5 protein-coding genes are annotated in these 5,269 nt (G+C 57.5%); 4 read left to right on the top strand and 1 reads right to left on the bottom strand.

The window, feature by feature from the left end; translation table 11 throughout:
- The 3 genes from carB to ACIOZM_RS30290 all read left to right on the top strand — a co-directional run.
- On the top strand, window positions 1-3,128 hold a 3,128-nt coding region (carB, locus tag ACIOZM_RS30300), incomplete at its 5' end, for a carbamoyl-phosphate synthase large subunit (protein WP_401221032.1).
- On the top strand, window positions 3,125-3,601 hold the full coding sequence (greA, locus tag ACIOZM_RS30295) for a transcription elongation factor GreA (protein ID WP_401221030.1): 477 nt from the start codon (window positions 3,125-3,127) through the stop codon (window positions 3,599-3,601). The genes carB and greA, both read left to right, overlap by 4 nt.
- A 28-nt stretch (window positions 3,602-3,629) precedes the next feature.
- Window positions 3,630-4,034, top strand: a complete 405-nt coding sequence (locus ACIOZM_RS30290; RefSeq protein WP_401221041.1) for an MFS transporter — start codon at window positions 3,630-3,632, stop codon at window positions 4,032-4,034.
- A gap of 9 nt (window positions 4,035-4,043) precedes the next feature.
- Here ACIOZM_RS30290 and ACIOZM_RS30285 read toward each other — a convergent pair whose 3' ends face one another.
- Complete coding sequence (locus ACIOZM_RS30285) at window positions 4,044-4,352, bottom strand: YhbY family RNA-binding protein (protein ID WP_401221027.1); 309 nt, start codon at window positions 4,350-4,352, stop codon at window positions 4,044-4,046.
- Window positions 4,353-4,453: 101 nt separating this feature from the next.
- Here ACIOZM_RS30285 and rlmE point away from each other — a divergent pair, with 101 nt between their 5' ends.
- Window positions 4,454-5,083 carry a 23S rRNA (uridine(2552)-2'-O)-methyltransferase RlmE gene (gene rlmE, locus ACIOZM_RS30280; RefSeq protein WP_401221024.1) on the top strand — a complete coding sequence of 210 codons (630 nt, stop codon included), beginning with the start codon at window positions 4,454-4,456 and terminating at the stop codon, window positions 5,081-5,083.
- Window positions 5,084-5,269 lie beyond the last annotated feature (186 nt).

The raw sequence follows: 5,269 nt of genomic DNA, 5'->3' as shown, positions 1-5,269 counted from the left end.
AGGCCTGTAAAGCCCTGCGCGAAGAGGGTTACCGCGTCATCCTGGTGAACTCCAACCCGGCCACCATCATGACCGACCCGGACATGGCCGACGCCACGTACATCGAACCGATCAAATGGCAGACCGTTGCCAAGATCATCGAGAAAGAGCGTCCGGACGCACTGCTGCCGACCATGGGTGGCCAGACCGCTCTGAACTGCGCCCTTGATCTGGAGCGCGAAGGCGTTCTGGAGAAGTTCGGCGTAGAGATGATCGGTGCCAACGCCGACACCATCGACAAGGCTGAAGACCGTTCGCGTTTCGACAAGGCGATGAAATCCATCGGCCTGGCGTGCCCGCGTTCCGGCATCGCCCACAGCATGGAAGAAGCCAACGCGGTTCTCGAGACCCTGGGCTTCCCGTGCATCATTCGTCCGTCCTTCACCATGGGCGGCACCGGTGGCGGTATCGCTTACAACCGTGAAGAGTTCGAAGAAATCTGCGCCCGTGGTCTGGACCTGTCGCCGACAAAAGAGCTGCTGATCGACGAATCGCTGATCGGCTGGAAAGAATATGAGATGGAAGTTGTCCGCGACAAAAAGGACAACTGCATCATCGTCTGCTCCATCGAAAACTTTGACCCGATGGGCGTGCACACCGGTGACTCGATCACTGTTGCTCCGGCACAGACCCTGACCGACAAGGAATACCAGATTCTGCGTAACGCCTCCCTGGCGGTACTGCGCGAAATCGGCGTAGAGACTGGCGGTTCCAACGTGCAGTTCGGTATCTGCCCGGACACCGGCCGTATGGTCGTGATCGAGATGAACCCGCGTGTATCGCGTTCGTCGGCCCTGGCCTCGAAAGCCACCGGTTTCCCGATTGCCAAAGTCGCAGCCAAACTGGCTGTGGGTTACACCCTCGACGAACTGTCGAACGACATCACCGGTGGCAAAACCCCGGCGTCCTTCGAGCCGTCGATCGACTACGTCGTGACCAAGCTGCCACGTTTCGCTTTCGAGAAATTCCCGAAAGCCGACGCCCGCCTGACCACTCAAATGAAGTCGGTGGGTGAAGTCATGGCCATCGGCCGTACTTTCCAGGAATCCCTGCAGAAAGCTCTGCGCGGTCTGGAAGTGGGCGTTTGCGGTCTGGACGAGAAGCTCGACCTGAGCAACCCGGAAAGCATGAGCGTGCTCAAGCGCGAATTGACCGTGCCGGGCGCCGAGCGTATCTGGTACGTGGCTGACGCTTTCCGCGCCGGCATGACCGTTGAGCAAATCTTCGGCATGAACATGATTGATCCGTGGTTCCTGGTGCAGATCGAAGATCTGATCAAGGAAGAAGAGAAGGTCAAGACCCTGGGTCTGTCCTCTATCGACCGCGACCTGATGTTCCGCCTCAAGCGCAAAGGCTTCTCCGATCAGCGTCTGGCCAAGCTGCTGGGTGTGACCGAGAAAAACCTGCGGACTCATCGCCACAAGCTGGAAATCTTCCCGGTCTACAAGCGCGTTGATACCTGCGCCGCCGAGTTCGCCACCGACACCGCCTACCTCTACTCGACTTACGAGGAAGAGTGCGAAGCGAAGCCGTCCGGTCGCGACAAGATCATGATCCTTGGCGGCGGTCCAAACCGTATCGGCCAGGGCATCGAGTTCGACTACTGCTGCGTACACGCCGCCCTCGCTCTGCGCGAAGACGGGTACGAGACCATCATGGTCAACTGCAACCCGGAAACCGTTTCCACTGACTACGACACTTCCGACCGTCTGTACTTCGAGCCGGTAACCCTGGAAGACGTGCTGGAAATCTGCCGCGTCGAGAAGCCGAAAGGCGTGATCGTCCAGTACGGCGGCCAGACTCCGCTGAAACTGGCTCGGGCCCTGGAAGCCGCTGGCGTGCCGATCATCGGCACCAGCCCTGACGCCATCGACCGTGCTGAAGACCGTGAGCGCTTCCAGCAAATGGTTGAGCGTCTGAACCTGCGTCAGCCGCCTAACGCCACCGTGCGCAGCGAAGACGAAGCGATTCGTGCAGCCAGCAAGATCGGCTATCCGCTGGTCGTGCGTCCTTCCTACGTACTGGGTGGTCGGGCGATGGAAATCGTCTACGAAGAAGAAGAACTCAAGCGCTACCTGCGTGACGCGGTGAAAGTGTCGAACGACAGCCCGGTGCTGCTCGACCACTTCCTCAACTGCGCCATCGAAATGGACGTCGATGCTGTCTGCGACGGTACTGATGTGGTGATCGGCGCGATCATGCAGCACATCGAACAGGCTGGCGTTCACTCCGGTGACTCCGCTTGCTCGCTGCCGCCGTACTCGCTGCCGCTGCACATCCAGGACGAAATGCGCGAACAGGTCAAGAAAATGGCCCTGGAACTGGGTGTTGTCGGCTTGATGAACGTTCAGTTGGCGCTGCAAGGCGAAGACATCTACGTCATCGAAGTCAACCCGCGCGCTTCGCGTACCGTGCCGTTCGTATCGAAGTGCATCGGTGTTTCCCTGGCAATGATCGCTGCGCGCGTCATGGCCGGTAAGACCCTGAAGGAAATCGGCTTCACCAAGGAAATCATTCCGAACTTCTACAGCGTGAAAGAGGCGGTGTTCCCATTCGCCAAATTCCCTGGCGTTGACCCGATCCTCGGCCCAGAGATGAAGTCGACCGGTGAAGTGATGGGTGTGGGCGACACCTTCGGTGAAGCATTCGCCAAGGCCCAGATGGGCGCCAGCGAAGTGCTGCCAACTGGCGGCACCGCATTCATCAGCGTACGTGACGACGACAAACCTCTGGTTGCAGGCGTGGCCCGTGATCTGATCAACTTGGGCTTCGAAGTGGTTGCCACTGCCGGTACTGCCAAGCTGATCGAGGCTGCAGGCCTGAAAGTGCGCCGCGTGAACAAGGTGACCGAAGGTCGTCCACACGTGGTCGACATGATCAAGAACGACGAAGTCACTCTGATCATCAACACCACCGAAGGTCGCCAGTCGATTGCCGACTCGTATTCCATCCGTCGCAACGCCTTGCAGCACAAGATCTATTGCACCACCACTATTGCTGCTGGCGAAGCGATCTGCGAAGCACTGAAGTTCGGTCCCGAGAAGACCGTGCGTCGCTTGCAGGATCTACACGCAGGATTGAAGGCATGATCAAATACCCGATGACCGTCCAGGGCGCGAAAGCCCTGGAAGAAGAACACACTCACCTGACCAAGGTCGTTCGTCCAAAGCTTAGCCAGGACATCGGTACGGCCCGCGAGTTGGGTGACTTGAAAGAAAACGCCGAATACCATGCCGCTCGCGAACAGCAGGGCATGGTTGAAGCGCGGATTCGTGACATCGAAGGCCGGATTCAGAATCAGGTCATCATCGACGTCACGACCATCCCGCATACCGGTAAAGTGATTTTCGGCACCACCGTTGAAATCGCCAACGTCGAGACTGACGAAAGCGTGACTTACCACATCGTGGGTGAGGACGAGGCCGACTTCAAACTTGGCAAGATTTCGGTAGGGTCGCCATTGGCCCGTGCCTTGATCGGCAAGCAAGAAGGCGATGTGGTCGCAGTGAAAACGCCTAGCGGTGTTATCGAGTACGAGATTGTCGAAGTCCGTCACATCTGAAACAGGGCGCCTGCTGAATGCGGGCGCCGTGCTCTGGCAGCTGACCCAGATGCTTTGGGTCGGTGGCTTATGGCTGGTGCATCTGGGCCTGCGACCGGTGTTGGGCCAAATAGGCCTGGCACCGCTGCTGGTCGATGAAGTTGCAAGTGCATTTGAAGTGCTGGTGGTGGGATTCGCTGCCGCCTGCGTGATTTTTCAGGCTTTGGTGCTGGTAAAGACCGAGGGCCTTGCCAGTCTATGGCGCGATTTTCGCGGACAAGTGTTGCTGGTGGCGTTGTATGCGTGTGCGATGTTTGTCGCAGTGCGTGTCGGCTGGCCGGATGCGCAGCGCTGGCAGGTGTTCAGCTTTCTGGTTCTGGGTTTTTCCGGGCTGGTGCTGGTGTTGCAGCCGGTACCTGGATGGAGTGGCAGGGTGCGCGAAGCACACCCTTGACCCTTGTCATCACTTGAAGCGATGAACGTTCGACAGCTGCTTGTTGGCGCTGAAGTTCTTGCGGTAAATCAGAGCCATCTTGCCGATGACCTGAACCAGGTCCGCTTTGCCGACCTTGCAGAGTTCTGCAATGGACGCCAGGCGCGCCTCGCGATCGAGGATGTTGAGCTTGATTTTAATCAGCTCGTGATCCGCCAAAGCGCGTTCAAGTTCGGCTAACACACCTTCAGTCAAACCGTTGTCAGCCACAGTCAAAACTGGTTTCAGATGGTGGCCAATGGATTTGTACTGTTTCTTCTGCTCTTGAGTGAGCGGCATAATCTGACCCTTTCGTCTGGATTCTGTAAAATGGCGGCCATTTTACCCGAGGGCTCGTGGATCCGCCCAATTAATCACGACCCTTATCATCGAGGTGCCCAATGGCGCGTTCCAAGACAAGCCTTGGTTGGCTGAAAAGACATGTAAATGATCCCTATGTGAAGCAGGCGCAGAAGGACGGCTACCGTTCGCGTGCGAGTTACAAGCTTCTCGAGGTCCAGGAGAAATACAAGCTGATCCGTCCTGGCATGAGCGTTGTCGACCTGGGTGCGGCGCCCGGTGGCTGGTCGCAGGTCACCAGCCGGCTGATCGGTGGTCAGGGCCGTCTGATCGCCTCGGACATCCTGGAAATGGACAGCATTCCGGACGTGACTTTCATCCAGGGTGACTTCACCCAGGACGCGGTGCTCGCTCAGATCCTTGAGGCGGTGGGTAATTCGCAGGTGGACCTTGTGATTTCCGATATGGCCCCCAATATGAGTGGTACGCCCGAAGTGGACATGCCAAAGGCCATGTTTCTTTGCGAGCTGGCTCTGGATCTGGCGGAACGGATACTCAAGCCGGGTGGCAATTTCGTGATCAAGATTTTTCAGGGCGAAGGGTTTGATGTTTACCTGAAGGATGCTCGTCGCAAATTCGACAAGATCCAGATGCTCAAGCCAGACTCTTCCCGTGGCAGTTCCCGCGAGCAATACATGCTGGCCTGGGGTTACCGCGGTCGTAGTGAGTAAAACGAGGTTTTTTAGCGGGGTGATAGGTTTTTCGTATTTCGCCTCGAGCGCTTTAGCGAATATTGTGTGGAAAGTGTTTCACAAAGGGTTACAGACGGCGCCTGCCAGAGCTGTAGGTAATGTAGTAAGTTAGGCCGGTGAATATCATGCGAAGCGCGCGCCAGTAGCGGAGCTTGCTTCAGAGGG

It is taken from the genome of Pseudomonas sp. NPDC087346 (assembly GCF_044744235.1).
GTDB lineage: Bacteria > Pseudomonadota > Gammaproteobacteria > Pseudomonadales > Pseudomonadaceae > Aquipseudomonas.
This window is presented reverse-complemented; position numbering and strand designations above follow the sequence as displayed.

Coding starts and splice junctions, on each gene's coding strand:
- greA (WP_401221030.1), top strand. CDS start 3,125: ATGATCAAATACCCGATGACCGTCCAGGGCGCGAAAGCCCTGGAAGAA.
- ACIOZM_RS30285 (WP_401221027.1), bottom strand. CDS start 4,352: ATGCCGCTCACTCAAGAGCAGAAGAAACAGTACAAATCCATTGGCCAC.
- rlmE (WP_401221024.1), top strand. CDS start 4,454: ATGGCGCGTTCCAAGACAAGCCTTGGTTGGCTGAAAAGACATGTAAAT.